The organism is Agrobacterium sp. LAD9, from assembly GCF_003031125.1.
Lineage (GTDB): Bacteria > Pseudomonadota > Alphaproteobacteria > Rhizobiales > Rhizobiaceae > Agrobacterium > Agrobacterium radiobacter.
In genome coordinates, this window is the sequence record NZ_PHGS01000009.1 from 1 (window position 1) to 22,893 (window position 22,893).

The 22,893-nt window shown below is 58.2% G+C and carries 35 protein-coding genes; 5 read left to right on the forward strand and 30 right to left on the reverse strand.

Features of this window, described 5'->3' with window-relative positions; all coding sequences use genetic code 11:
• The coding region (locus DA915_RS09645; RefSeq protein ID WP_153064531.1) for a trypsin-like peptidase domain-containing protein at nt 1-733 on the reverse strand (733 nt) is incomplete at its 3' end.
• Between the two features lie 203 nt (nt 734-936).
• Between DA915_RS09645 and DA915_RS09650 the strand changes: the two genes are divergently transcribed.
• Nucleotides 937-1,287: a lysozyme inhibitor LprI family protein gene (locus DA915_RS09650; protein WP_107675724.1), complete on the forward strand. Its 351-nt coding sequence runs from the start codon at nt 937-939 to the stop codon at nt 1,285-1,287.
• A 16-nt stretch (nt 1,288-1,303) separates the two neighbouring features.
• On the opposite strand, the gene DA915_RS09655 is transcribed toward DA915_RS09650, so the two are convergent.
• The gene (locus DA915_RS09655) at nt 1,304-2,305 is read right to left on the reverse strand and encodes a serine hydrolase (protein ID WP_107675725.1); all 1,002 of its coding nucleotides are present in this window, start codon (nt 2,303-2,305) and stop codon (nt 1,304-1,306) included.
• 229 nt (nt 2,306-2,534) lie between these two features.
• Between DA915_RS09655 and DA915_RS09660 the strand changes: the two genes are divergently transcribed.
• Nucleotides 2,535-3,017 carry a GNAT family N-acetyltransferase gene (locus DA915_RS09660; protein WP_077998587.1) on the forward strand — a complete coding sequence of 161 codons (483 nt, stop codon included), beginning with the start codon at nt 2,535-2,537 and terminating at the stop codon, nt 3,015-3,017.
• A 61-nt stretch (nt 3,018-3,078) separates the two neighbouring features.
• On the opposite strand, the gene ilvD is transcribed toward DA915_RS09660, so the two are convergent.
• Complete coding sequence (gene ilvD / locus DA915_RS09665) at nt 3,079-4,914, reverse strand: dihydroxy-acid dehydratase (protein WP_003507800.1); 1,836 nt, start codon at nt 4,912-4,914, stop codon at nt 3,079-3,081.
• A 311-nt stretch (nt 4,915-5,225) separates the two neighbouring features.
• Between ilvD and msrP the strand changes: the two genes are divergently transcribed.
• Both msrP and msrQ read left to right on the forward strand, forming a co-directional pair.
• Nucleotides 5,226-6,167: a protein-methionine-sulfoxide reductase catalytic subunit MsrP gene (gene msrP / locus DA915_RS09670; RefSeq protein WP_107675726.1), complete on the forward strand. Its 942-nt coding sequence runs from the start codon at nt 5,226-5,228 to the stop codon at nt 6,165-6,167.
• A gap of 2 nt (nt 6,168-6,169) precedes the next feature.
• Nucleotides 6,170-6,817, forward strand: a complete 648-nt coding sequence (gene msrQ, locus DA915_RS09675; RefSeq protein ID WP_045017103.1) for a protein-methionine-sulfoxide reductase heme-binding subunit MsrQ — start codon at nt 6,170-6,172, stop codon at nt 6,815-6,817.
• On the opposite strand, the gene DA915_RS09680 is transcribed toward msrQ, so the two are convergent.
• The gene (locus tag DA915_RS09680; RefSeq protein ID WP_107675727.1) at nt 6,771-7,199 is read right to left on the reverse strand and encodes a DUF2809 domain-containing protein; all 429 of its coding nucleotides are present in this window, start codon (nt 7,197-7,199) and stop codon (nt 6,771-6,773) included. The two genes, msrQ and DA915_RS09680, sit on opposite strands and share 47 nt — an antisense overlap.
• Before the next feature lie 56 nt (nt 7,200-7,255).
• Between DA915_RS09680 and DA915_RS09685 the strand changes: the two genes are divergently transcribed.
• Complete coding sequence (locus DA915_RS09685; RefSeq protein WP_107675728.1) at nt 7,256-8,128, forward strand: DUF817 domain-containing protein; 873 nt, start codon at nt 7,256-7,258, stop codon at nt 8,126-8,128.
• Between the two features lie 198 nt (nt 8,129-8,326).
• Here DA915_RS09685 and rplQ read toward each other — a convergent pair whose 3' ends face one another.
• From rplQ to rplC, 26 genes are all read right to left on the reverse strand, one after another.
• A complete protein-coding gene (gene rplQ / locus DA915_RS09690; protein WP_003495230.1) occupies nt 8,327-8,752 on the reverse strand; it encodes a 50S ribosomal protein L17 in 426 nt (141 codons plus the stop codon).
• Nucleotides 8,753-8,871: 119 nt separating this feature from the next.
• A complete protein-coding gene (locus tag DA915_RS09695; protein WP_003495228.1) occupies nt 8,872-9,882 on the reverse strand; it encodes a DNA-directed RNA polymerase subunit alpha in 1,011 nt (336 codons plus the stop codon).
• Nucleotides 9,883-10,077: 195 nt separating this feature from the next.
• Nucleotides 10,078-10,467 carry a 30S ribosomal protein S11 gene (gene rpsK, locus DA915_RS09700; RefSeq protein WP_003495225.1) on the reverse strand — a complete coding sequence of 130 codons (390 nt, stop codon included), beginning with the start codon at nt 10,465-10,467 and terminating at the stop codon, nt 10,078-10,080.
• A 138-nt stretch (nt 10,468-10,605) separates the two neighbouring features.
• Nucleotides 10,606-10,974, reverse strand: a complete 369-nt coding sequence (gene rpsM / locus DA915_RS09705) for a 30S ribosomal protein S13 (RefSeq protein WP_003507791.1) — start codon at nt 10,972-10,974, stop codon at nt 10,606-10,608.
• Between the two features lie 299 nt (nt 10,975-11,273).
• Entirely contained in the window at nt 11,274-11,864 is a 591-nt protein-coding gene (locus DA915_RS09710) for an adenylate kinase (protein ID WP_003507790.1), read from the reverse strand.
• Nucleotides 11,861-13,201: a preprotein translocase subunit SecY gene (secY, locus tag DA915_RS09715; RefSeq protein ID WP_003507789.1), complete on the reverse strand. Its 1,341-nt coding sequence runs from the start codon at nt 13,199-13,201 to the stop codon at nt 11,861-11,863. The genes DA915_RS09710 and secY overlap by 4 nt, the downstream gene beginning before the upstream one ends.
• Before the next feature lie 331 nt (nt 13,202-13,532).
• The gene (gene rplO, locus DA915_RS09720; protein ID WP_003507788.1) at nt 13,533-14,012 is read right to left on the reverse strand and encodes a 50S ribosomal protein L15; all 480 of its coding nucleotides are present in this window, start codon (nt 14,010-14,012) and stop codon (nt 13,533-13,535) included.
• Between the two features lie 16 nt (nt 14,013-14,028).
• The gene (gene rpmD, locus DA915_RS09725) at nt 14,029-14,235 is read right to left on the reverse strand and encodes a 50S ribosomal protein L30 (RefSeq protein WP_003495212.1); all 207 of its coding nucleotides are present in this window, start codon (nt 14,233-14,235) and stop codon (nt 14,029-14,031) included.
• 11 nt (nt 14,236-14,246) lie between these two features.
• Entirely contained in the window at nt 14,247-14,816 is a 570-nt protein-coding gene (gene rpsE / locus DA915_RS09730; RefSeq protein WP_003495208.1) for a 30S ribosomal protein S5, read from the reverse strand.
• A 119-nt stretch (nt 14,817-14,935) separates the two neighbouring features.
• A complete protein-coding gene (rplR, locus tag DA915_RS09735) occupies nt 14,936-15,298 on the reverse strand; it encodes a 50S ribosomal protein L18 (RefSeq protein WP_003507787.1) in 363 nt (120 codons plus the stop codon).
• A gap of 12 nt (nt 15,299-15,310) precedes the next feature.
• On the reverse strand, nt 15,311-15,844 hold the full coding sequence (rplF, locus tag DA915_RS09740; RefSeq protein ID WP_003495204.1) for a 50S ribosomal protein L6: 534 nt from the start codon (nt 15,842-15,844) through the stop codon (nt 15,311-15,313).
• Nucleotides 15,845-15,887: 43 nt separating this feature from the next.
• Nucleotides 15,888-16,286, reverse strand: coding sequence for a 30S ribosomal protein S8 (gene rpsH / locus DA915_RS09745; RefSeq protein WP_003507786.1), 399 nt, complete (start codon nt 16,284-16,286; stop codon nt 15,888-15,890).
• A 12-nt stretch (nt 16,287-16,298) separates the two neighbouring features.
• Entirely contained in the window at nt 16,299-16,604 is a 306-nt protein-coding gene (gene rpsN / locus DA915_RS09750) for a 30S ribosomal protein S14 (RefSeq protein ID WP_003507785.1), read from the reverse strand.
• A 33-nt stretch (nt 16,605-16,637) separates the two neighbouring features.
• Nucleotides 16,638-17,192 (reverse strand): 50S ribosomal protein L5, encoded by a 555-nt coding sequence (gene rplE, locus DA915_RS09755; RefSeq protein WP_003507784.1) that lies wholly within the window; start codon nt 17,190-17,192, stop codon nt 16,638-16,640.
• The gene (gene rplX, locus DA915_RS09760) at nt 17,185-17,493 is read right to left on the reverse strand and encodes a 50S ribosomal protein L24 (protein WP_003495200.1); all 309 of its coding nucleotides are present in this window, start codon (nt 17,491-17,493) and stop codon (nt 17,185-17,187) included. Before rplX ends, rplE begins: the two co-directional genes overlap by 8 nt.
• Nucleotides 17,494-17,505: 12 nt before the next feature.
• The gene (rplN, locus tag DA915_RS09765; protein WP_003495199.1) at nt 17,506-17,874 is read right to left on the reverse strand and encodes a 50S ribosomal protein L14; all 369 of its coding nucleotides are present in this window, start codon (nt 17,872-17,874) and stop codon (nt 17,506-17,508) included.
• 235 nt (nt 17,875-18,109) lie between these two features.
• Nucleotides 18,110-18,346 carry a 30S ribosomal protein S17 gene (rpsQ, locus tag DA915_RS09770; protein WP_003495195.1) on the reverse strand — a complete coding sequence of 79 codons (237 nt, stop codon included), beginning with the start codon at nt 18,344-18,346 and terminating at the stop codon, nt 18,110-18,112.
• Nucleotides 18,347-18,357: 11 nt separating this feature from the next.
• Entirely contained in the window at nt 18,358-18,558 is a 201-nt protein-coding gene (rpmC, locus tag DA915_RS09775; protein ID WP_003495193.1) for a 50S ribosomal protein L29, read from the reverse strand.
• Nucleotides 18,559-18,570: 12 nt separating this feature from the next.
• On the reverse strand, nt 18,571-18,984 hold the full coding sequence (gene rplP, locus DA915_RS09780) for a 50S ribosomal protein L16 (RefSeq protein WP_003507774.1): 414 nt from the start codon (nt 18,982-18,984) through the stop codon (nt 18,571-18,573).
• A 38-nt stretch (nt 18,985-19,022) separates the two neighbouring features.
• Nucleotides 19,023-19,754, reverse strand: a complete 732-nt coding sequence (gene rpsC / locus DA915_RS09785) for a 30S ribosomal protein S3 (protein WP_003507773.1) — start codon at nt 19,752-19,754, stop codon at nt 19,023-19,025.
• Complete coding sequence (rplV, locus tag DA915_RS09790) at nt 19,754-20,143, reverse strand: 50S ribosomal protein L22 (RefSeq protein WP_003495184.1); 390 nt, start codon at nt 20,141-20,143, stop codon at nt 19,754-19,756. Before rplV ends, rpsC begins: the two co-directional genes overlap by 1 nt.
• Nucleotides 20,144-20,145: 2 nt before the next feature.
• Nucleotides 20,146-20,424: a 30S ribosomal protein S19 gene (rpsS, locus tag DA915_RS09795; protein WP_003507772.1), complete on the reverse strand. Its 279-nt coding sequence runs from the start codon at nt 20,422-20,424 to the stop codon at nt 20,146-20,148.
• 15 nt (nt 20,425-20,439) lie between these two features.
• Nucleotides 20,440-21,276, reverse strand: coding sequence for a 50S ribosomal protein L2 (gene rplB, locus DA915_RS09800; protein WP_003507771.1), 837 nt, complete (start codon nt 21,274-21,276; stop codon nt 20,440-20,442).
• A gap of 43 nt (nt 21,277-21,319) precedes the next feature.
• The gene (locus DA915_RS09805; protein ID WP_003495178.1) at nt 21,320-21,613 is read right to left on the reverse strand and encodes a 50S ribosomal protein L23; all 294 of its coding nucleotides are present in this window, start codon (nt 21,611-21,613) and stop codon (nt 21,320-21,322) included.
• On the reverse strand, nt 21,610-22,230 hold the full coding sequence (gene rplD / locus DA915_RS09810) for a 50S ribosomal protein L4 (protein WP_003495173.1): 621 nt from the start codon (nt 22,228-22,230) through the stop codon (nt 21,610-21,612). The genes DA915_RS09805 and rplD overlap by 4 nt, the downstream gene beginning before the upstream one ends.
• Nucleotides 22,231-22,242: 12 nt before the next feature.
• Nucleotides 22,243-22,884: a 50S ribosomal protein L3 gene (gene rplC, locus DA915_RS09815; RefSeq protein WP_003507769.1), complete on the reverse strand. Its 642-nt coding sequence runs from the start codon at nt 22,882-22,884 to the stop codon at nt 22,243-22,245.
• Between the last annotated feature and the right edge of the window lie 9 nt (nt 22,885-22,893).

A 22,893-nucleotide genomic window follows, 5' to 3' on the forward strand; every position in this document is an offset into this window, starting at 1 on the left:
AACCGATACCGTTCGATCCGCCGCCCTTGGAGAAGATCGCCGTATTGATGCCGATCAGCTCACCCGCCATGTTCATCAGCGCGCCGCCGGAATTGCCGGGGTTGATGGAGGCGTCGGTCTGGATGAAGAAGCCGAAATCACCCTGCGTCACCTGGTTGCGGGCGAGACCCGAGACAATGCCGCTCGTCACCGTCTGGCCGACACCGAAGGGGTTGCCGATGGCAAGCACCAGATCACCAACTTCAATCGCATCGGAATTGCCAAGCGACAGCACCGGGAACTGCTCTTTCGCATCGATCTGCAGAACGGCGAGATCGACCCGGTCATCTTTCAGCAGCACCTTGGAGGAGAACTCACGCCCATCCGCCAGCGCCACCTTGATGTCATCAGCACCGTCGATGACGTGATTGTTGGTCACCACGAGGCCGCCGGCGGTCACAATCACGCCGGAGCCAAGCGACGACTGTTTTTCCGTGCGGTTCGGCATCTGCTGGCCGAAGAACTGCTCGAAGAAAGGATCGCCGGCAAAGGGCGACAGACGCCGCTGCACGACGCGCTCGGCATAGACATTCACGACAGCGCCTGCGGTGCGCTTGACCAGCGGCGCAAAGGAAAGCTGCATTTCCGTGTGGCTTGAGGGCACGGTCCTGTTGTCCTGTGCGCCAGCGCCCACGGGCAGGAGAATGAGCGCGGCGAGAAAGCCGGTGGACAGATACTTCAACACGCTTCGCATGTGATTCCTCATCGTCATCAGTATGATGGAGTTATAACGCCAAAGCCTGTAAAGCAAAGAGCGGCAAGATGATGGCTATCCTTTTCCCAAGTCGCGCCTTTTCCCAAGCCGCGCCTTTTCCCAAATCATGGCAACAGCGAAATGGAACCAGCGAGCCGCCTTTCTGGTTTCATCCGCAACAGCATTTCTCAAAGAGACAAGTCATGGATTTGAAAAAGCCCCTCCTCGCCTGCGGCCTGCTCCTCGCCTCCTCCCTCGTTTCGCCGGCCGCTGCTGCAAGCTTCGACTGCGGAAAGACCGATCTGGCGGCCGATGAAAAGGCGATCTGCGACAACCGTGCCCTCAACGATCAGGATGTGAAGATGGCCACCACCTTCGACATCCTCACCCAGCTGATGGCCATGGGTGCACGCGACACGCTACGCGACGAACAGAGCAAATGGCTGAAGAAACGTCAGGAGTGTTCAGCCGACGTTGCCTGCCTGACAGCCGCCTATGAGGAGCGCATGAAACGTCTCGGAGAGGCGTTCCAGAGCATCAACAGGCCGCTCTGACCATTATCGCCTGCCCTTACACCGCACGGATGATGACTTCCATGAGGCCATGCAGCTGATCGCGATAACCGGTTCTGGCGGAAGGTGCATCCTCACGAGAGGTCATCACGACGGATAGCCGCCTCGCGGGAACGATATAGAGCATCTGCCCGCCATAACCCCAAGCGTAATAGACCATTTCGCCCGCCATTTCCTTGATGAACCAGCAATAACCATATCCGTCGCCGTTGAAGACAGAATTTGTGCGCTGCTGCCAGGACTGGTCGATCCAGCCTTGCGAAATCAGTCGCTCGCCCTCCGGTGTCGTCCCGCCACGCCGGTAAAGCTCGCCGAAGGCCAGCAACGATCGCGCCGTCATCGCCATCTGGTTGCCGCCGAGATAGACACCCTGCGGATCACGCTCCCAGCCGCCGATCGCAAATCCCTTGAGCGGACGAAACCAGTCACGCGCCAGAGCAAGCGTCGAGCGGCCGGAGGCCCTGGTCAATATCGCCGAGAGCAGATGCGTGGAACCCGTGGAATAGAGCATGCCGCCGCCCGGTTCTCCGACAAAACCGGAACCCAGCGCCATCCGAACCCAGTTGCGGCTGGCGACCCAGCGGCCGTAATTCGGCCCGGACATGCGCTCCAGACCTGACTGCATGGACAAGAGGTTGCCGATGGTGATCCGTTCCAGCCGGGGATCGGGACTTGGCGGAAAATCGCCGCGCAGAACTGTCGCAATCGGCTGGTCTGCACTCTCAATGATCTTGCGATCAATCGCCATGCCGACCAGCGCCGAAATGATCGATTTCGAGGCCGACTTGATATTGGTGGAGCCATTCACGCTGGCCCCATGATAGGCGCGGCTTGCGACCTCCTCGCCGTCAATGCTGACTAGGACCGTCCTGAGGCTGGAAAGCGCGTCCGCCTCCCTCAGTAACGGATCAAAACGGATGCCATTGCTGGAGCTTTGCGCGCGGGCAAGTTCAGCAAAAGGCAGGGACGCAATGAGGGCGAGTGCGGTTCGTCTTTTCATGTCACTGAGCTAGTAAGCCATACGGCGATGAAAAGAGGCAACTCCGCCAATCACTCCAATGTGACCATATTTCAAGTACCGCATTCCCATACCGCAATTTGATAGTCCACCGGAACCTTCATGAAAACAAGGCGTTGCCATGCATTCCGGAATCGAGATGCGAAGCGCTTGAATCAGTTTCTGATCTTGAGGACTATCGCCCTGCCACAAATGCAAAAGACGGGAAACGATGCCGCAATTGAAATCATCACGCCTTGTCCTCCGACCTTTTAAGATGACGGACTCGCCGCCGCTCGCCCGGCTGACGAACGACCCGCTCATATTGCGCAATCTGCTGCGCACGACCTACCCTTTCGAACCCGATGATGCACGGCGTCTGATCAGGCGCATTGCTGAACGCCGGCTCCCGGTATGGGCGGTGGATGACGGCAGGCTGGTCGGTCTCATCGGCCTTTCAGGCGAATTCGGCCTTTGGCTTGATCGCCGTGTTTGGGGAAAGGGCTACGGAGAAGAAGCCGGACGCCTCGTCATCGATTATGCCTTTCAGCACATGGGCATCAAGACCCTGCATGCCAATCCCCTATTTGACAACAGGGCGTCGCACCGTCTGATGGACAAGCTGGGTTTTGTTGCGACCGGCCGTGCAACTGCCCTTTGCAGGCAACGGAGAAAAGTTGTGCCGCTTCGACCTTATCGGCTCGATAAAGAGTGATCGGCACAAAAAAGCCGCCGTTAATCAACGGCGGCTTTTTATCATCTCGCAGATCCGGAAATTACTCCGGCAGAATCCGCACGGCGCCCTTGTCCGCGCTGGACGCAAAGGCAGCATAGGCCTTCAGCGCCGTCGTGACATTGCGCTTGCGCGGTGCTTCCGGCTTCCAGCCCAGCTCTTCCTGTTCGGCGCGGCGCGAAGCCAGTTCCGAATCCGCTACCCTGAGATTGATGGTGCGGTTCGGAATATCGATCTCGATCAGGTCACCCTGACGCACGAGGCCGATTGCGCCGCCCTGCGCCGCTTCCGGCGAGGCATGGCCGATGGAAAGGCCAGAAGTGCCGCCCGAAAAACGACCGTCGGTGATGAGCGCGCAGGCTTTGCCGAGGCCCTTGGATTTCAGGTAGCTGGTCGGATAGAGCATTTCCTGCATGCCCGGGCCGCCCTTCGGTCCTTCATAACGGATGACGACGACGTCGCCCGCCTTGACCTCGTTGCCGAGAATGCCCTTCACCGCTGCGTCCTGGCTTTCGTAAACGACCGCCGGGCCAGTGAATTTCAGGATGGATTCGTCAACACCCGCAGTTTTCACGATGCAGCCGTCGAGCGCGATGTTGCCGTAAAGCACGGCCAGACCACCATCCTTGGAGAAGGGCTTTTCGACCGAGCGGATGACGCCGTTGTCGCTATCTGTATCCAGATCGTCCCAACGCGAGGACTGGCTGAAAGCCACCTGTGTCGGCACGCCGCCGGGGGCAGCCTTGAAGAATTCACGCACCGTCTCGCTGTTGGTGCGGGTGATGTCCCAGCGGTCGATGGCATCGCCAAGCGTCGCTTCGTGCACCGTATAGGTATCGCGGTTGATGAGGCCGCCGCGTTCCAGCTCACCGAGAATACGCATGATGCCACCCGCACGGTGAACGTCTTCCATGTGCACGTCCTGCTTGGCAGGCGCCACCTTGGAAAGGCAGGGAACCTTGCGGGAAAGACGATCGATGTCTTCCATGCCGAAATCGACACCGCCCTCATGGGCTGCTGCGAGAATATGCAGAACCGTATTGGTGGAGCCGCCCATGGCGATATCCAGCGACATGGCGTTTTCGAACGCCGCCTTGTTGGCGATGGTGCGCGGCAGAACGGTCTCGTCGTCCTGCTCGTAATAACGGCGCGCCAGATCGACGATCAGATGACCGGCTTCGACGAACAGGCGCCGGCGATCCGAATGGGTGGCGAGCGTCGAACCGTTGCCGGGCAATGACAGACCCAGAGCTTCGGTCAGACAGTTCATCGAATTGGCGGTGAACATGCCGGAGCAGGAACCGCAGGTCGGGCAGGCCGAACGCTCGATGACCTTCACGTCCTCGTCGGAAATCTTGTCATCTGCTGCCGCAACCATGGCGTCGACCAGATCGAGCGCGACCGTCTTGCCGTGCAGAACGACCTTGCCCGCTTCCATTGGGCCACCGGAAACGAAAACGGCGGGAATGTTGAGGCGCATCGCCGCATTCAGCATGCCGGGCGTGATCTTGTCGCAGTTGGAAATGCACACCATCGCATCGGCGCAATGGGCATTGACCATATATTCCACGGAATCCGCGATGATTTCGCGCGACGGCAGCGAATAGAGCATGCCGTCATGGCCCATGGCGATGCCGTCATCAACCGCGATGGTGTTGAATTCCTTGGCCACGCCGCCTGCCGCTTCGATTTCGCGGGCAACGAGCTGGCCGAGATCTTTCAGATGCACATGGCCCGGCACGAACTGCGTGAAGGAATTGACGACAGCGATGATCGGCTTGCCGAAATCGCTGTCCTTCATGCCGGTGGCGCGCCACAGGCCGCGCGCGCCCGCCATGTTGCGGCCGTGGGTTGTCGTTCTTGAGCGATAGGCTGGCATGGTGTTTTCCTCGATCTCATGGCGAAGAGCGCATTTCCGCAAAGGCGTAAAAATAGCTCCTGCCCTATTTTGCGGTTTTTCTAGCGCAAACCGCAAGCCCTGTCACTGTCACCTTCAGGCAAAACAGTACGGTTCGGTACGGTACGCCGCTTCCCGGTGCAGCAATTCACGCGACCACTTATCACAAATGCGCGATTTCCGCCGCCCGGCCGTTGTTTTTGCGCGACGCGCTGAAACATATCTGTGCAGCGGCCGTATAGCCTATCATAATCGATTTATCGCCGATGCACCCGGCTTTTGTGGAGGTTGAAATGCCCGCCTATCGTCCGCCCCTGATCGCGGCTACAGAAATCACGCCGAAGAATATCTACATGTCCCGACGCGGCTTCCTCGGTACGGCGGCAGGACTTGCGGCAATCGGGCTTGGCAGCCGCGAGACAATTGCCGCTCCGCTTGCGGCGAAACCCGGCGCCTACAAGCTGGATGAAAAGCTCACCCCGCTCGATGCCGTCACCAGCTACAATAACTTCTATGAATTCGGTGTCGGAAAATCCGACCCGAAGGAAAATTCCGGCAAGTTCAAACCCAACCCATGGACCGTGAAGGTGGATGGCCTTGTCTCCAAACCGCAGGAATTCGGCATCGAAGAGCTGATGAAATATCAGCTCGAAGAACGCACCTATCGCATGCGCTGTGTCGAGGGCTGGTCGATGGTCATTCCATGGATCGGCTTCCCCCTCGCCGCGCTTCTCGACAAGGTGGAGCCGCTTGGCAGCGCGAAATACGTCTCCTTCGAAACCGTGGTGCGGCCGGAGGAAATGCCCGGCCAGAGCGGTCTGTTCCAGCCTCTGTCCTGGCCCTATGTCGAGGGTCTGCGCCTCGATGAGGCACGCCATCCGCTAACCATCCTCGCCGTCGGCCTTTACGGCGAAACGCTGCCGAACCAGAACGGTGCGCCCATCCGCCTCGTTGTTCCCTGGAAATACGGTTTCAAGGGCATCAAATCCATCGTCCGGATTTCGCTGACCGAGAAACAGCCGGAAACGACGTGGAAAAACTCCAACGCCCGCGAATATGGCTTCTACTCCAACGTCAATCCGCATGTGGACCATCCGCGCTGGAGTCAGGCAACGGAACAGCGCATCGGCGAAGGCGGCTTTTTCGGCACCCAGAACCGCCCTACCCTGATGTTCAACGGTTATGACGAGGTAGCAAGCCTTTATACCGGCATGGACCTGAAAGCGAATTACTAACCATGGCCCTCGCCTTTTCGCTTCCGTCGCTGCCGAAGCGTTATCAGCCGGCGGCTATCTGGTCGCTTTATGCGATCGGCCTCTGTCCGGGCGTCTGGTATTTTTACCTCGCCGCAACCGGTGGTCTCGGCTTCAATCCGGTCAAGGATTTCGAGCACCTGCTCGGCATCTGGGCGCTGCGTTTCCTCTGTCTCGGGCTTCTGGTGACGCCGCTGCGAGACCTGTTCAACATCAACCTCATCGCCTATCGCCGGGCGCTGGGGCTGATCGCCTTTTATTACGTGCTGGCGCATTTCACCGTCTATCTGGTGCTGGACCGTGGCCTGATCATCAGCTCCATCGCCGGCGATATTCTGAAACGGCCCTATATCATGCTCGGCATGGCAGGGCTTACCATGCTCATTCCACTTGCGCTCACCTCCAACCGCTGGTCGATCCGCAAGCTCGGCAGCCGCTGGAACACGCTGCACAAACTCGTCTATCTCGTGCTCATCGTTGGCGTGCTGCATTTTGTGCTGGCGCGAAAATCGATCACGCTGGAGCCGGTATTTTATATCAGCACGATGGTGGTGTTGCTCGGGTATCGGCTTGTGCGGCCATCGATCATGGCGATGAAGAGGGCGAAACGCGCCAGACCCGTCCGGTCATGAAAGACGCGGCCGCAATCCCCACAACATAACAAACGATATTCCAAAGCGAAAAAACACGGCCGAGCAGCAAAGCCCCGGCCGTCGTTGCACGAAACGCGTCCAGCGCCGGAAAATGGACAAGCCGGATCAGTTCCACGATCACCACGACAAGAACGGCGATGTGAACCTCATAGCCATGCCAGCGCGAGGGAAAGACCGCCGCCAGCAACAGGTAGACCATCGCACCCCAAAGCACGGATCCGCCATATTTCACCGCCACAAACGGCAACCCCACGTCGTAGCCGAACGCCCGCAAGCAAAGGCCGCAAACAATCACCGCCACTGCACCCGCCAAAAGCCGGATGCGGGCAAAATAAGGCGGGGATAGGGGTGGCAAGCCCATGCGAGCTCCTTCCGGTTTTCGTATGAAAGGTGACGAATGCAAATCGGGGCGTGAACATGAGCATAGGGACAAGTCCAGCCGCAAGCCGCCTCTCCGTCTTGGATAATCTGCTTTGCGATACCTATCCCTGGGGCGAACTCAAAGGCATCAGGCGTTTTATCGTCGAGTTTCTGTATTTCGGTATCAAGGAAGCCCGCGCCTGCCTGTTTGCAGGCTTGTTCTTCATCTCCATCTTCGTGACGCCGCATGGCGGACTGTTCGGTATTCCCCGTTATGACGTGCTGCTGGTCATTGCGCTCGCCATTCAGTTCTTCATGATCTGGAGCAGGCTGGAAACGCTGGACGAGGCCAAGGCAATCCTGCTGTTCCATATCGTCGGCTTTGCACTGGAGGTGTTCAAGACTTCCAGTGCCATCCAGTCGTGGTCCTATCCGGATTTCGCCTACACTAAAGTGCTCGGCGTGCCGCTCTTTTCCGGCTTCATGTATGCCGCCGTCGGCAGCTACATCATTCAGGCATGGCGGCTGCTGGATGTGCGCATTCGCCACTATCCCACCTACTGGATGGCGACGCTGATCGGCATTGCCATCTACGTCAATTTCTTCACCCACCACTTCATCGGCGATTACCGCTGGTACATCGCCGCCTGTGCCATCGGCCTCTATTCCCGCGCCACCGTCGTTTACCGCCCCTATGATCGCGACCGCAAGATGCCCCTGCTTCTCTCCTTTGTCCTGATCGGCTTTTTTGTCTGGCTGGCGGAAAACATCTCCACCTTCTTCGGCATCTGGAAATATCCCGATCAGATCGGCGCCTGGTCCGTCGTCCATATCGGCAAATGGAGTTCATGGTCACTGCTGGTCATCATGACCTTCACCATTGTCGCCCACCTCAAGCACATCAAGGGCCGTATCCACGTTCCGGAGTGAGAGAGGACTTTCCTCCGAGCTAACGTTTGGGCGGATGGTTTGCAGCCTGAGCAATCCCCGGGAAGGGAGATATCCCCTCCCCATCAAGCCTTTGCGAAGGCTGAAGTCTCAACTGCCCCATTCCCGATAGACAAACGCAAAAAACCGGGTGATCTCTCACCCGGCTTTTTAATTCACGACGCCTGAAGGCGTCAGAACTTATGCGGCTTCGGCAGCAGCAGCTTCTGCGGCAACGCGAGCCTTGTCGGCTGCGCCCTTGGCATCAACGTCGCGCTCGACGAATTCAACGACGGCGAGAGCCGCGTTGTCGCCCTGGCGGAAGCCGGCCTTCATGATACGCAGGTAGCCGCCGTTGCGGGTTGCGTAACGCGAAGCGATCGCGTCGAACAGCTTGCGAACGGCGTCCTGATCCTTGATCTGCGAGATCGCCTGACGACGAGCGTGCAGGTCGCCGCGCTTGCCGAGGGTCACGAGACGCTCGACGATCGGACGGATTTCCTTCGCCTTCGGAAGGGTGGTTACGATCTGCTCATGGGTGATGAGCGAAGCAGCCATGTTGGCAAACATTGCCTTGCGGTGGCTGGCGGTTCTATTGAGCTTGCGGCCTGAATTTCCGTGGCGCATTGCTATTCTCCTTTAGTGCAGGCTTCCTATCCGGACCTGCCGTTTCCTGGCACATGCAGGTGACTTACCTGCTGTTTGACGGGGAAAGGCAGTCTTTAAAGGGTCTGCCTTTTTGATTGTTAGTACTGGTCTTCGTAACGCTTGGCGAGATCTTCGATGTTCTCAGGCGGCCATGCCGGTACTTCCATACCGAGGTGCAGACCCATGGAAGCGAGAACTTCCTTGATTTCGTTCAGCGACTTGCGACCAAAGTTCGGCGTGCGAAGCATTTCGGCTTCGGTCTTCTGGATCAGGTCGCCGATATAGACGATGTTGTCGTTCTTCAGGCAGTTAGCCGAACGAACCGACAGCTCCAGCTCGTCGACCTTCTTGAGAAGCGCCGGGTTGAACGCGAGTTCGGTAACCGATTCTTCTTCTGCTTCCTTCTGCGGCTCGTCGAAGTTGACGAAGACGCCGAGCTGGTCCTGAAGAATACGAGCGGCGAAGGCAACGGCGTCTTCGCCGGAAACCGAACCGTTGGTCTCGATCGTCATGATCAGCTTGTCATAGTCGAGAACCTGACCTTCACGGGTGTTTTCCACCTTGTAGGACACTTTCTTGACCGGAGAATAGAGGCTGTCCACCGGAATGAGGCCAATCGGGGCATCTTCCGCGCGGTTGCGCTCAGCCGGTACGTAACCCTTGCCGTTGTTGACGGTGAATTCCATGCGGATTTCAGCGCCATCATCAAGCGTGCAGATCACGTGGTCGGGGTTCAGGATCTCGATGTCGCCAACCGTCTGGATATCACCAGCGGTTACGGCACCTGGGCCCTGCTTGCGCACGACCATGCGCTTGGAATCGTCGCCATCCATCTTGATGGCGATTTCCTTGATGTTGAGCACGATATCCGTCACATCTTCCCGAACGCCGGGGATGGAGGAGAATTCGTGCAGGACACCGTCGATCTGCACGGCCGTAACAGCGGCGCCGCGCAGAGAAGACAACAGAACGCGACGCAGCGCGTTGCCGAGGGTGAGGCCGAAACCACGTTCCAGCGGCTCGGCAACGAGCGTTGCCTTGGTGCGGCTGGACGAGGTGAACTCGACCTTGTTCGGCTTGATAAGTTCCTGCCAGTTCTTCTGAATCATCTTTAAACCTTCCGTTCGCCGCCACCATCCAATCGTGACGGACCGAGCATGAAAACACCGAGAGGAACCTAATTCAGTGGTTCATCGGTGGGTTCTTGAGCGCAAGTCCGTCGATCGAAATCGACGCGCACACGCCAGATACACGAAAATTCCGCCTGACCTGGGGAAAGGCGGAATTTCCGAACCACGGTCGCGTCAGACGCGGCGCTTCTTGCGCGGACGGCAACCGTTGTGCGGGATCGGCGTCACGTCGCGAATGGAGGTGATCATGAAACCGGCAGCCTGCAGAGCGCGAAGTGCCGATTCACGACCGGAACCCGGACCGCAAACTTCAACTTCAAGCGACTTCATGCCGTGTTCCTGAGCCTTCTTCGCGCAATCTTCAGCAGCGATCTGGGCAGCGAACGGGGTCGACTTACGCGAACCCTTGAAGCCCTTGGCACCAGCAGACGACCAGGCAATAGCATTGCCCTGTGCGTCGGTGATGGTGATCATCGTGTTGTTGAAGGTCGAGTTGACGTGCGCGACGCCCGACGTGATATTTTTACGTTCGCGACGGCGAACGCGTGCGGCTTCCTTGGCCATTTTATACCTTTCATTGATCTCTTCACCGCCGTAACACCAGCGGCTACACCGGCGATCGACCCGTATCCGAGCTTCACGCCAAACTCAGAAAGGCTGGCGCGGACTGCACCAGCCTCCCCTTTCCGGAGAACCGGAAAATTACTTCTTCTTACCAGCGATAGCCTTCGCCGGACCCTTACGGGTGCGGGCGTTGGTGTGCGTGCGCTGACCGCGGACCGGAAGGCCACGACGGTGACGCAGGCCGCGGTAGCAACCGAGGTCCATCAAACGCTTGATGTTCATCGACGTGTCGCGACGCAGGTCACCTTCGACCTGGTAGTCGCGGTCGATGGCTTCGCGGATCTGAAGAACTTCAGCATCCGTCAGCTGATGAACGCGCTTGTCAGCCGGAAGACCGACCTTGTCCATGATTTCCTGCGCGAATTTCGGACCAATCCCGTGAATGTAGGTCAGCGCAATAACAACGCGCTTTGCAGTCGGGATGTTGACGCCAGCGATACGTGCCACGTCTTTTCTCCTTGGTTCCAGTTGCCATCCGGCAAGTGGTGATTCCATTCGAGCGGCCGAGACCGCCAGTTCAAAATTGATGTCCGTGACAAGTCAAAACGACCGAACCCGGATCTCCCTTCCCTTAGGGAAATCCGCGCCAGTCGCTTGGGATGTCGCGAGTTGGCGCGGTGTTTAACGGAATCAGCGCAAAAAAGCAACCGGCTCCGCCAAGATTCTTTTGCGATCCAAAGGATCAGTCGCCATGCGGAAGCGAGATATGGGCAAGAACGCAACAGCCTCGCCCATCCGCTCCCCGATCAGGCGGAGGCTTTCTCGAGAACGCGCTCGATGGCCTCGGTGACAGCATCGACGTCAGCCATACCGTCAAGCGTTACGAGTTCGCCCTGTTCGCTGTAATAGGCAGACAGCGGCGCGGTCTTCTCGCGATATTCCGTCAGGCGCTTGCGGAACGCTTCCGGATTGTCATCCGAGCGAACCGTGCCGCCGGCGGCAATGGTTTCAGCCACACGGTTTTCGATTCGGCGAATCAACGCCTCTTCGTCGACCTTGAGTTCGATAACGGCATCTAGGACCAGATTCTTCTTGCGCATGTTGTCTGCAAGCGCCTTGGCCTGCGGAACGGTGCGCGGATAGCCGTCCAGAATAAAGCCCTTGGCACAGTCCGGTGCTTCGATGCGTTCGGAAACGATCTGATTGACGATATCGTCGGAAACAAGCCCGCCGGCGTCCATAACGGCCTTGGCGCGTTTGCCGATTTCGGTGCCCGCGCTGACCGCAGCGCGAAGCATGTCACCGGTGGAAAGCTGCGGGATCCCGTACTTGTCAGTCAGGCGCTTGGCCTGGGTTCCCTTGCCCGCACCCGGCGGACCCAAAAATATCAGTCTCATCGTCCCCTCTTTCCTCCACGCAACTTCGACTTCTTGATCAGCCCTTCATATTGCTGCGCGATCAGGTGGCCCTGAATCTGCGCAACCGTATCCAGAGTTACACTGACAACGATCAAAAGCGAAGTACCACCAAGGGCTAATGGAATGCCCGTGCGTGCGATAAGTGTCTCAGGAAGGATACACACGAAGACCAGATAAATCGCGCCGACCACGGTGATACGGGTCAGGACGTAATCAATGTACTCCGCGGTGCGCTCGCCCGGACGAATGCCCGGAATGAAGCCGCCATGCTTCTTGAGGTTATCTGCGGTGTCCTTCGGATTGAAGACGATCGCCGTATAGAAAAACGCGAAGAACGCGATCAGCAGGCCATAGAGCGCCATGAACAGCGGCTGTCCGTGCTGCAGCGACGCGATGATCGAAGTCGCCCAGGCCGGCAGGTTGGTGTTGCCGGCAAAACCAGCAGCCGTTGCCGGCAGAAGCAGCAGCGAAGATGCGAAGATCGCGGGAATGACGCCGGCCGTGTTGAGCTTCAGCGGCAGATGCGAAGTATCGCCCTGGAACATCCGGTTGCCGACCTGTCGCTTCGGATATTGAATGAGCAGACGGCGCTGGGCGCGCTCCACGAAGACGATAAGAGCGATGACACCGATGGCGACCACGACAACCATCAGGATGAGCGGGGTCGAAAGCGCACCGGTACGGCCGAGTTCGAGCGTGCCGGCGAGCGCCTTGGGCAGGCCTGCGGCAATACCCGCGAAGATGATCAGCGAAATACCGTTGCCGATACCACGCGAAGTGATCTGCTCACCGAGCCACATCAGGAACATCGTGCCGCCGAGCAGCGTGATGACGGTGGAAACGCGGAAGAACCAGCCGGGATCGACCACAAGGCCGTTGCCGCTTTCAAGGCCGACCGCAATGCCATAGGCCTGCAGCGTGCCGAGCAGCACCGTGCCGTAGCGGGTGTACTGGTTGATGATCTTGCGGCCGGCTTCGCCTTCCTTCTTCAACGCTTCGAGCGACGGCACGACCGAGGTCATGAGCTGCACGATGATCGAAGCGGAGATGTAAGGCATGATGCCGAGGGCGAAGATCGCCATGCGCTCGACAGCGCCACCCGCAAACATGTTGAAAAGACCGAGAATACCGTTGGCCTGGCCACGGAAGGCCTGCGCATAGGCTTCGGGGTTCAGGCCCGGAAGCGGAATATGGGTGCCGAGACGGTAGACGAGAAGTGCGGCAAGAGTAAACCAGAGACGCTTTTTCAGATCCTCCGCCTTAGCGAAGGTCGAAAAATTCAGGTTCGAAGCCAGTTGTTCCGCTGCTGAAGCCATAAATTTCTCCGAATGACCCTTGCCAGCCAGCGCAACCGGCCGATGCGGAAAGGTCTAAAAGATACTGGTCAAAACCGGGCTTCGGACAAATGCGGCTCTCGACCGCCATCATGCCTCACCCTGTTTTTTATGTCCTATCCCCTCCCCTACGGAAGTTCAAGAACTGTGAGGCTCTCCCTGCAGCACTTTCTGCCGCAAGCGGGGCCAAGGAAGCACACCGCGAAGAGATTGCCCTGATGCTCTATAAATCGATTTAGATCGAAAGCACCATAGGCCAGGGAGCGCAAACGCCCGGAGCGACTATGCGCCCCGGGCGTCTGAAGTGTATATATTACTCGGAAGCTTCTACTGCAACAGCGAGAAGCTTGATCGAGCCGCCGGCCTTTTCGATCTTTTCGATTGCAGGCTTGGAAGCGCCGGCAACTTCGAAAGCGACCTTTGCCTTCAGCTCGCCGTCGGCGAGAATGCGAACGCCGTCCTTGGCGCGACGGATGATGCCAGCAGCCTTGAGAGCTGCAGCATCGATCGTTGCAGAAGCGTCAAGCTTCTTGGCGTCGATGGCGGTCTGAATGCGGCCGAGCGATACGACAACATATTCGGAAGCGAAGATGTTGTTGAAACCGCGCTTCGGCAGACGACGGTAGATTGGCATCTGACCGCCTTCAAAACCGTTGATGGCGACGCCCGAACGAGCCTTCTGACCCTTCACACCGCGACCACCGGTCTTGCCCTTGCCGGAACCGATACCGCGACCTACGCGGATACGGTCCTTGGAGGAGCCTTCGTTGTCTCTGATTTCATTGAGTTTCATGATAGGTTACTCCGTCTCACTTCTCGTCAACGACGCGAACGAGATGCTGGACCGCACGGATCATGCCGCGAACCGCAGGAGTATCTTCCAGGGTGCGCTGACGATGCATCTTGTTGAGACCCAGACCGACCAGCGTCTGACGCTGGATTGCCGGGCGGCGAATAGGGCTGCCGATCTGTTCGACCGTAACAGTCTTCTTGGCTTCAGTAGTCTTCTTGGCCATGATCCAGCTCCTTATTCTTCAGAAGCGTTGCCGGACGCGGCACGGCGAGCCTGAAGGGTCGCATACTTGAGACCGCGCTGTGCAGCGATGTCCTTCGGATGAACCTGATGCTTCAGAGCGTCGAACGTTGCGCGAACCATGTTGTACGGGTTCGAAGAACCGGTCGACTTGGCAACAACGTCGTGAACACCCAGCGTTTCAAAAACAGCGCGCATCGGGCCACCGGCGATGATACCGGTACCGGCCTTGGCCGAACGCAGCAGAACCTTGCCAGCGCCGTGACGGCCATTGACGTCATGATGCAGAGTGCGGCCATCGCGCAGCGGAACGAAGATCAGATCGCGCTTTGCGCTCTCGGTAGCCTTACGAATGGCTTCCGGAACTTCACGAGCCTTGCCGTGACCGAAGCCAACGCGGCCCTTCTGGTCGCCAACGACGACGAGAGCGGCGAAGCCGAAGCGACGGCCACCCTTAACAACCTTTGCAACGCGGTTGATCGCGACCAGCTTGTCGACGAATTCGCTATCGCGTTCTTCACGGTTCTGGCGATCGTCGCGAGAACCTCTTTTTTCCTGTGCCATTGTCCTTGTCCTTTTTCTTTTACGGGTGGAACGGCAAACGAAAAGACCACCGGCCTCGATAAAGAGACCCGCATGGCCCGGTGAAATTCCGCCCGGATCGTTGTCCGGGCGGAAAAAAATCAGAAGTTCAGACCGCTTTCGCGGGCAGCGTCTGCCAGGGCCTTGATGCGGCCGTGATAGATGAACGCGCCACGATCGAATACGACATCCTTGACGCCAGCCTTGACGCCACGCTCGGCAACCAGCTTGCCTACGACAGCTGCTGCTGCAACGTCGGCGCCGGTCTTGAGCGAGCCGCGCAGATCGGCTTCGAGCGTGGAGGCAGACGCAAGCGTCTTGCCAGCAACGTCATCGATGATCTGGGCGTAGATGTTCTTCGACGAGCGATGAACCGACAGGCGCGGGCGGCCGTTGGCAACCGCCTTGATCTGGCGGCGCACACGGCTCGCGCGACGTGCAAGTGCTTCTTTCCTGCTAGCCATTTCGCGTGATCCTTACTTCTTCTTGCCTTCTTTGCGGACAATACGCTCTTCAGCGTACTTCACGCCCTTACCCTTGTAGGGCTCGGGACCGCGGTATTCGCGGATTTCCGCGGCTACCTGGCCAACCTGCTGCTTGTTGATGCCGGAAACGATGATTTCCGTCGGCTTCGGAACGGCAATGGTGATGCCGACCGGCGGCTCGTAAACCACGTCGTGGGAAAAGCCGAGAGCCAGCTGCAGGTTCTTGCCCTGCATGGCGGCACGGTAACCGACGCCGTTGATTTCGAGCTTGCGCTCGTAACCGTCCTTAACACCCTTGAAGATGTTCTCGATCATCGTGCGGGACATGCCCCACTTCGAACGAGCTTCCTTGGTGCCGTTAGCCGGCGTTACGGAAACGCCGTTATCTTCGAGCTTCAGCTGAATGTCGTCGTTAGCGACGAAAAACAGTTCACCCTTCGGGCCCTTCGCAGTGACCTTCTGGCCGTCGACATTGGCCGTCACACCTGCGGGAACCGGAACGGGCTTTTTACCGATACGAGACATTATTCAATCCTGTCTGTTCGTTATGGAGATCCTTGCTCGGGTCTTAGAAGACCGAGCAAAGAACCTCGCCACCAACGTTCTGTTCGCGAGCCTGGTGATCGGCCATCACGCCCTTCGGGGTCGAAAGGATGGTGATGCCGAGGCCGTTCGCGACCTGCGGAATGGACTTTACCGAGACATAAACCCGGCGGCCCGGCTTGGAAACGCGGCCGATCTCACGGATCACGGACGCGCCTTCGTAGTACTTCAGCTCGATAGTGAATTCGGACTTGCCGTTTTCGAAATCGACCTTGGAATAACCGCGAATGTAGCCTTCAGCCTGCAGCACGTCGAGAACGCGTGCGCGGAGGCTGGAAGCAGGCGTGCTTACCGCAGACTTGCGGCGAGCGGCACCATTGCGGATGCGGGTGAGCATATCACCCAAAGGATCAGTCATGGTCATGTGCCCGTCTCCTTACCAGCTCGACTTGACAATGCCCGGCACCTTGCCGGAATTGCCCAGCTCACGAAGCGCGATACGCGACATCTTGAGCTTGCGATAGAACGCGCGCGGACGGCCCGTTACTTCGCAGCGGTTGCGGATACGCGTCTTCGAGCCGTCACGCGGCAGCGAAGCGAGCTTCAGAGTGGCCTTGAACCGGTCTTCGATCGGAAGGGACTGGTTCATCACGATCGCCTTCAGTGCAGCGCGCTTGGCGGCCTGCTGGGCGACCGACTTGCGGCGGCGCTTGTTCTTTTCAACTGCGCTTGTTTTCGCCATATCGGAGTTCCTTTTCTACGCTCGTCGTTACGGTTAGTGACGGAACGGGAAGTTGAACTCTGTCAGCAGAGCCCGAGCTTCGTCGTCCGACGTCGCCGTCGTGCAAACGATGATGTCCATGCCCCACATCTGATCAACCTTATCGTAGTTGATCTCAGGGAACACAATGTGTTCCTTGATGCCCATGGCGAAGTTGCCACGGCCGTCAAAGCTCTTCGGGTTCAGGCCCCGGAAGTCGCGAACGCGCGGCAGCGCGATGTTGACCAGACGATCAAGGAATTCGTACATGCGTGCGCCACGAAGGGTAACCTTCGCACCGATCGGCATGCCTTCGCGAACCTTGAAACCAGCGATCGAGTTGCGAGCGCGGGTAACGACCGGCTTCTGGCCAGCAATTGCAGCCAGATCGGCGGCAGCAATCGTGGGCTTCTTGGAGTCGGCAGTTGCCTCGCCAACACCCATGTTGATCACGATCTTTTCAAGCTTCGGGATCATCATCACGTTGGCGTAGGAGAACTTCTCCTGCATGGCGCCACGGATACGGGAAACGTATTCCGTCTTGAGACGCGGCTCGTACTTATCAGCCATCGATCACTTCTCCCGAACGCTTGGCCACGCGGACCTTCTTGCCATCCACAACAGAGAAGCCAACGCGGGTCGGCTTGCCATCCTTGTCGACGATGGCGATGTTGGAGATGTGCAAGGATGCTTCCTTGTTGATGATGCCGGCTTCCTGTGCCTGGGTCTGGCGCTGGTGACGCTTCACCATGTTTACGCCACGCACAACGGCACGGTCTTCTTTCGGCATCACCTGGATTACTTCGCCGGTACGGCCCTTGTCCTTACCGGTCAATACGACAACCTTGTCGCCTTTACGAATTTTCTGCATCGCTATAGCTCCTTACAGCACTTCTGGAGCCAGCGAGATGATCTTCATATGGTTCTTGGCGCGAAGTTCACGCGGAACCGGTCCGAAGATACGGGTGCCGATCGGCTCTTTCTTGTTGTCGATAAGAACGGCTGCGTTGTTATCGAAACGGATGACGCTGCCGTCAGCGCGGCGGATGTCCTTGGCGGTGCGAACGACAACCGCCTTCATCACGTCGCCCTTCTTGACGCGGCCGCGCGGAATAGCTTCCTTGATGGAAACGACAATAATGTCGCCAACAGAAGCATATTTGCGCTTCGAGCCGCCCAGCACCTTGATGCACATGACACGACGTGCGCCGGAATTATCCGCCACGTCGAGGTTTGTTTGCATCTGAATCATGTCAGGTCGCCTTCTTGTTGTTACCGGAACGGTTGGGCAAACTCTCCCGAGCGAGCCCCCTGCCCCAGCTTATGAATATATCTTCGTCTTGCGCGGAAATGTCGTGACAGGGTGGTTTCCCGAAGGACCTTCCGTGCGCATCAAAGCAAAAGACGCTCGATTCACGAGCGTCCTTGCGGTGCTTCATACAGGAATTCGCGCCAAGTTCAAGAGACCTGGCGCGATTCTGATGAAATTAAGCCTGGGCGGATACAACCGTCCAGCGCTTGTCCTTGGAGATCGGCGCGCATTCCTCGATGGAAACGACATCGCCGACCTTATACTGATTGTTCTCGTCGTGTGCCTTGTACTTCTTCGAACGACGAACGGTCTTCTGAAGCAGCGGGTGAGCGAATCGACGCTCAACACGAACTACGACAGTCTTCTCGTTCTTGTCGGACACAACGACGCCCTGCAGAATGCGTTTCGGCATATTATTTTTCCTTAGGCCTTGGCTTCTGCCGCCTTCTGGCGGGCAATGGTTTTAACGCGGGCGATATCCTTGCGGACTTCGTTGATGCGCGAGGACTTCTCCAGCTGACCAGTTGCCTTCTGGAAGCGCAGGTTGAACTGCTCCTTCTTCAGATCGGCGAGCTTGTCCTTGAGCTGGTCGGCGCTGAGGCCGCGAACTTCATCGGCTTTCATGTGCCTTGCTCCTTACTCTGCGATGCGCTGTACGAAGCGCGTCTTGACCGAGAGCTTGGCAGCGCCGAGACGAAGCGCCTCACGGGCGATCTCCTCGGTCACACCGTCGATCTCGAACATCATACGACCGGGCTTGACCTTGCATGCCCAGTAATCGACCGAACCCTTGCCCTTACCCATACGAACTTCGGTCGGCTTGGCCGTAACCGGAACGTCGGGGAATACGCGGATCCACACACGACCTGCGCGCTTCATGTAACGCGTGATCGCGCGGCGGGCCGCTTCGATCTCGCGTGCATTCACGCGGTTCGGTTCCTGCGACTTCAAGCCGAATTCACCGAATGCCAGGTCAAAGCCGCCCTTGGCGACGCCTTTGATGCGTCCCTTGAACTGCTTACGGTACTTAGTACGCTTTGGCTGCAACATTTTCTTACTTCTCCGAGCTTATCTTTCGCCAGCGTCAATCAAGCGTTTTCGCGACGACGATCGGAACGATCGCCACGCTCACGGCTTGCAGGGCCCTGTGCGTCGCCTTCGAGACCGCGACGCTCAGAAGCCATCGGATCGTGCTCAAGGATTTCGCCCTTGAAGATCCAGACCTTGATGCCGCAGATACCGAATGCGGTTTCAGCTTCGGCTGTGCCGTAGTCAATGTCCGCACGCAGCGTGTGCAACGGAACGCGACCTTCGCGGTACCATTCGGTACGAGCGATTTCTGCACCACCGAGACGGCCGCCGCAGGTGATCTTGATGCCTTCGGCGCCAAGACGCATTGCGGACTGAACAGCACGCTTCATCGCACGGCGGAAAGCCACGCGGCGCTCGAGCTGCTGAGCGATCGACTGGGCAACCAGCGTCGCGTCGATTTCCGGCTTGCGCACTTCAACGATGTTGAGGTGCGTTTCGGAGTTGGTCATCTCGGAAAGCTTCTTGCGAAGCTTCTCGATGTCTGCACCCTTCTTGCCGATGATCAGACCCGGACGAGCCGAGTGGATCGTGACGCGGCACTTCTTGTGCGGACGCTCGATGACGACCTTGGCGATGCCGGCCTGCTTGAGTTCCTTGATCAGGTAAGCCCGGATCTTCAGGTCTTCATGCAGAAGCTTGCCGTATTCAGCGGTGTCAGCGTACCAGCGGCTGTCCCAGGTACGGTTGATGCCGAGGCGGAAGCCAATCGGATTGATTTTCTGACCCATTATGCGGCCTCCCCTTTTTCCTCAACTTCACGAACAACGATCGTGAGGTGAGAGAACGGCTTTTCAATGCGGGAAGCACGACCACGGCCACGGGCGTGGAAACGCTTCATGGTGATGGACTTGCCAACATAGGCCTCGGCGACGACGAGAGCGTCGACGTCGAGGTCATGGTTGTTTTCCGCATTGGCAATTGCAGATTCGAGCGTCTTCTTGACGGTGCCTGCAATGCGCTTGCGGGAGAATTCGAGCTCGGCGAGAGCGCGATCAACCTTCTTGCCACGGATAAGAGCGGCAACCAGGTTCAGTTTCTGGGGGCTGACGCGGAGCGTACGGGCAATGGCCTGAGCCTCATTGTCCTTCAGCCGGCGTTCGGTCTTAGCCTTCGCCATGATTACTTCCTCTTTGCCTTCTTGTCCGCGCCGTGACCGTAATAGGTACGGGTCGGAGAGAATTCACCGAACTTGTGTCCGACCATGTCTTCGTTGACGGAGACGGGCACATGCTTGCTGCCGTTGTAGACGCCGAACGTCAGACCAACGAACTGCGGCAGGATCGTGGAGCGACGGCTCCAGATCTTGATTACTTCGTTACGTCCGCTCTCGCGCACCTTCTCAGCCTTGGTGAGAAGATAGCCGTCAACAAACGGACCTTTCCATACTGAACGAGCCATTAGTGACTACCTCTCTTACTTCTTACGCTGATGGCGCGAGCGCATGATGAACTTGTCGGTCGACTTGTTCGAACGGGTGCGCTTGCCCTTCGTGGGCTTGCCCCACGGAGTAACCGGGTGGCGACCACCCGACGTGCGACCTTCACCACCACCGTGCGGGTGGTCGACCGGGTTCATGACGACGCCGCGAACGTGCGGACGCTTGCCACGCCAACGCGAACGACCGGCTTTACCGTCGTTGATGTTGCCGTGATCCGAGTTCGAAACAGCGCCAATCGATGCGAGGCAGGAGCCGTGCACCAGACGCTGTTCGCCCGAGTTGAGACGCAGGATGGCCATACCGGCATCGCGGCCGACGAGCTGGACATACGTACCGGCGGAGCGAGCGATCTGACCGCCCTTGCCCGGCTTCATCTCGACGTTGTGGATGATCGAACCAACAGGAATGTACTGAAGCGGCATGGTGTTGCCGGGCTTCACGTCCACTGCCTTGTCGGAGGCGATCACCTTGTCACCGGCAGCGAGACGCTGTGGCGCGAGAATGTAAGCCTGTTCGCCGTCGGTATACGTAACCAGCGCGATGAACGCGGTGCGGTTGGGGTCGTATTCCAAACGTTCAACGGTGCCTTCAACGTCGAACTTGCGACGCTTGAAGTCAACCAGACGGTAGGTCCGCTTGTGACCGCCACCCTGGAAACGGACGGTGATCCGGCCCTGGTTGTTACGGCCACCCTTGGAGCTGAGGCCCTGGGTGAGAGCCTTTACCGGCTTGCCCTTGTAGAGCGAAGCGCGGTCCACGATAACCAGCTGACGCTGGCTCGGCGTGGTCGGATTGAAACTTTTCAATGCCATATTCTTGTTCCCTTTTGGGTCTTTGCCCGCTTGGGCCTAACCTTTAGAGTCCGGTGGACACGTCGATGGATTGACCTTCGGCGAGCGTAACGACGGCTTTCTTGACGTCCTTAAGCTTACCGGCGAACCCACGGAAACGACGGGTCTTACCCTTGCGGATAAGCGTGTTCACAGCCGTGACTTTGACGCCGAAGAGAGCTTCCACGGCAGCCTTGATTTCAGGCTTGGAAGCGCTTTTGGCGACGTTGAATACGACCTGGTTCTGTTCGGATACCAGCGTCGACTTTTCCGTGATCGAAGGAGATACGATCACATCGTAGTGGCGAAGATCCGTCATTTGAACCGCTCCTCCAGAGCCTCTACAGCAGCCTTGGAAAGCACCAGCTTGCCACGGCGCAGGATGTCGTAAACATTGATGCCCTGTACCGGCAGAACGTCCACATTCGGGATGTTCTGAGCAGCGAGCTTGAAGTTGCCATCAAGTTCGGCGCCACCGATGACGAGAGCGTTGGTCAGGCCAAGCGAAGCGAAGCTGCCCAGCAGAGCCTTGGTCTTTGCTTCGGACGCGACGAGCTGATCGACGATGATCAGTTCTTCAGCCTTCAGCTTTGCAGACAGGGCGTGACGCAGAGCAAGCGCACGAACCTTCTTGGGAAGGTCATGTGCGTGGCTGCGAACGACCGGGCCGTGGGCCTTGCCGCCGCCGCGGAACTGCGGTGCGCGAGCCGAATGGTGACGAGCGCGGCCCGTACCCTTCTGCTTGTACATCTTCGCACCGGTGCGGGAAACTTCCGACCGGTTCTTGGACTTGTGGGTTCCCTGCTGCTTCTTTGCAAGCTGCCAGCGAACCATACGAGCCAGGATGTCCTGGCGGGGGTCGAGGCCGAAGATCTCATCCGACAGAGAAACCTTGCCGGCGTCTTTTCCCTCGAGGGTTTTGACGTTCAATTCCATGATAAGGCTCCCTTACTTCGCAGCCGACTTGACGGCGTCGCGGACGATGATCCAGGAACCCTTCGAGCCGGGAACTGCACCCTTCACGAGGATGAGGCCACGGTCTTCATCGGTCGAAACGACTTCGAGGTTCTGGGTCGTAACGCGCGTCTGGCCCATATGACCAGCCATGCGCTTGCCCTTCCAGACGCGGCCCGGATCCTGGTTGTTACCGGTCGAACCGTGTGCACGGTGCGATACGGAGTTACCGTGCGAAGCGCGGCCACCACCGAAGTTGTGACGCTTCATAGCACCGGCAAAACCTTTACCGATCGTGGTTCCAGTGACGTCGACCAGCTGGCCGGACTGAAAATGATTTGCGGTCAGTGTTGCACCGATGTCGATCAGGTTCTCGGGGGAAACCCGGAACTCGACGAGCTTGGCTTTCGGCTCGACGTTGGCAGCGGCAAAATGACCGCGAAGCGCCTTCGTCGTGTTCTTGACCTTGGACTGGCCGGCACCGAGCTGAACTGCGGTGTAGCCATTCTTGTCTTCCGTGCGCTGGGCAACGACTTGTACGTTATCCAGTCGCAATACTGTTACAGGGATATGTTCACCTGCGTCGTTATAGACGCGTGTCATACCCACTTTCTGTGCAATCACACCTGAACGCATTGGTTCATC

Excerpts from the sequence above, each read along its gene's own strand:
- rpsE (WP_003495208.1), bottom strand. The coding sequence starts at position 14,816 with ATGGCACAGGAAAAAAGAGGTTCTCGCGACGATCGCCAGAACCGTGAA.
- msrP (WP_107675726.1), top strand. The coding sequence starts at position 5,226 with ATGCCCGCCTATCGTCCGCCCCTGATCGCGGCTACAGAAATCACGCCG.
- rplC (WP_003507769.1), bottom strand. The coding sequence starts at position 22,884 with ATGCGTTCAGGTGTGATTGCACAGAAAGTGGGTATGACACGCGTCTAT.
- rplO (WP_003507788.1), bottom strand. The coding sequence starts at position 14,012 with ATGAAACTCAATGAAATCAGAGACAACGAAGGCTCCTCCAAGGACCGT.
- rpsQ (WP_003495195.1), bottom strand. The coding sequence starts at position 18,346 with ATGCCGAAACGCATTCTGCAGGGCGTCGTTGTGTCCGACAAGAACGAG.
- DA915_RS09655 (WP_107675725.1), bottom strand. The coding sequence starts at position 2,305 with ATGAAAAGACGAACCGCACTCGCCCTCATTGCGTCCCTGCCTTTTGCT.
- rplB (WP_003507771.1), bottom strand. The coding sequence starts at position 21,276 with ATGGCATTGAAAAGTTTCAATCCGACCACGCCGAGCCAGCGTCAGCTG.
- secY (WP_003507789.1), bottom strand. The coding sequence starts at position 13,201 with ATGGCTTCAGCAGCGGAACAACTGGCTTCGAACCTGAATTTTTCGACC.
- ilvD (WP_003507800.1), bottom strand. The coding sequence starts at position 4,914 with ATGCCAGCCTATCGCTCAAGAACGACAACCCACGGCCGCAACATGGCG.
- DA915_RS09710 (WP_003507790.1), bottom strand. The coding sequence starts at position 11,864 with ATGAGACTGATATTTTTGGGTCCGCCGGGTGCGGGCAAGGGAACCCAG.
- rplD (WP_003495173.1), bottom strand. The coding sequence starts at position 22,230 with ATGGAATTGAACGTCAAAACCCTCGAGGGAAAAGACGCCGGCAAGGTT.
- rplE (WP_003507784.1), bottom strand. The coding sequence starts at position 17,192 with ATGGCTGATAAGTACGAGCCGCGTCTCAAGACGGAATACGTTTCCCGT.
- rpmC (WP_003495193.1), bottom strand. The coding sequence starts at position 18,558 with ATGAAAGCCGATGAAGTTCGCGGCCTCAGCGCCGACCAGCTCAAGGAC.
- rplF (WP_003495204.1), bottom strand. The coding sequence starts at position 15,844 with ATGTCTCGTATCGGTAAAAAGCCCGTTCCGGTTCCCGCAGGTGTGACG.
- rpsN (WP_003507785.1), bottom strand. The coding sequence starts at position 16,604 with ATGGCGAAAACAAGCGCAGTTGAAAAGAACAAGCGCCGCCGCAAGTCG.
- DA915_RS09685 (WP_107675728.1), top strand. The coding sequence starts at position 7,256 with ATGAGCATAGGGACAAGTCCAGCCGCAAGCCGCCTCTCCGTCTTGGAT.
- rpsS (WP_003507772.1), bottom strand. The coding sequence starts at position 20,424 with ATGGCTCGTTCAGTATGGAAAGGTCCGTTTGTTGACGGCTATCTTCTC.
- rplR (WP_003507787.1), bottom strand. The coding sequence starts at position 15,298 with ATGGCTAGCAGGAAAGAAGCACTTGCACGTCGCGCGAGCCGTGTGCGC.
- DA915_RS09680 (WP_107675727.1), bottom strand. The coding sequence starts at position 7,199 with ATGGGCTTGCCACCCCTATCCCCGCCTTATTTTGCCCGCATCCGGCTT.
- rplX (WP_003495200.1), bottom strand. The coding sequence starts at position 17,493 with ATGCAGAAAATTCGTAAAGGCGACAAGGTTGTCGTATTGACCGGTAAG.
- DA915_RS09650 (WP_107675724.1), top strand. The coding sequence starts at position 937 with ATGGATTTGAAAAAGCCCCTCCTCGCCTGCGGCCTGCTCCTCGCCTCC.
- rpsC (WP_003507773.1), bottom strand. The coding sequence starts at position 19,754 with ATGGGTCAGAAAATCAATCCGATTGGCTTCCGCCTCGGCATCAACCGT.
- rplP (WP_003507774.1), bottom strand. The coding sequence starts at position 18,984 with ATGTTGCAGCCAAAGCGTACTAAGTACCGTAAGCAGTTCAAGGGACGC.
- rpsH (WP_003507786.1), bottom strand. The coding sequence starts at position 16,286 with ATGACCATGACTGATCCTTTGGGTGATATGCTCACCCGCATCCGCAAT.
- msrQ (WP_045017103.1), top strand. The coding sequence starts at position 6,170 with ATGGCCCTCGCCTTTTCGCTTCCGTCGCTGCCGAAGCGTTATCAGCCG.
- rplN (WP_003495199.1), bottom strand. The coding sequence starts at position 17,874 with ATGATTCAGATGCAAACAAACCTCGACGTGGCGGATAATTCCGGCGCA.
- rpmD (WP_003495212.1), bottom strand. The coding sequence starts at position 14,235 with ATGGCCAAGAAGACTACTGAAGCCAAGAAGACTGTTACGGTCGAACAG.
- DA915_RS09660 (WP_077998587.1), top strand. The coding sequence starts at position 2,535 with ATGCCGCAATTGAAATCATCACGCCTTGTCCTCCGACCTTTTAAGATG.
- rplV (WP_003495184.1), bottom strand. The coding sequence starts at position 20,143 with ATGGCGAAGGCTAAGACCGAACGCCGGCTGAAGGACAATGAGGCTCAG.
- DA915_RS09805 (WP_003495178.1), bottom strand. The coding sequence starts at position 21,613 with ATGACGGATCTTCGCCACTACGATGTGATCGTATCTCCTTCGATCACG.
- rpsK (WP_003495225.1), bottom strand. The coding sequence starts at position 10,467 with ATGGCCAAGGAAGCCGCACGCGTTCGCCGTCGCGAACGTAAAAATATC.
- DA915_RS09695 (WP_003495228.1), bottom strand. The coding sequence starts at position 9,882 with ATGATTCAGAAGAACTGGCAGGAACTTATCAAGCCGAACAAGGTCGAG.
- rplQ (WP_003495230.1), bottom strand. The coding sequence starts at position 8,752 with ATGCGCCACGGAAATTCAGGCCGCAAGCTCAATAGAACCGCCAGCCAC.